Source organism: Winogradskyella ouciana (assembly GCF_009709615.1).
GTDB classification, from domain to species: Bacteria; Bacteroidota; Bacteroidia; order Flavobacteriales; family Flavobacteriaceae; genus Winogradskyella; species Winogradskyella ouciana.
This window is the reverse complement of the sequence record NZ_WJYA01000128.1, coordinates 1-268: the sequence shown is the minus strand read 5'-3', so window position 1 is coordinate 268 and position 268 is coordinate 1. Positions and strand designations below refer to the sequence as shown.

At 45.9% G+C, this 268-nt stretch carries 1 pseudogene; it reads left to right on the top strand.

The features are described 5' to 3' along the window. Positions 1–268 (top strand): annotated as a pseudogene (locus F1003_RS18785) (competence protein ComB); the annotation flags it as partial.

Sequence of the window (268 nt, the reverse complement as noted above, 5' to 3'; positions counted from 1 at the left end):
AAACTAAGGTTCAGGCAGTTGCACAGGTTGAAGCACAGATTTCTCAGTTAGAATCTAGTCTTGCTACTTACCGTGTCCAGTATGCAGGTTCAGGTACCCAGCAAGCCTATGCGGCAGGGTTAAGCAGTCAATTGGAATCCCTTAAATCCCAACATTTGGCAAAGGTTGGTCAGGAATTGACCCTTCTAGCCCAGAAAATCTTGGAGGCAGAGTCAGGTAAGAAGGTACAGGGAAATCTTTTAGACAAGGGGAAAATTACGGCGAGTGA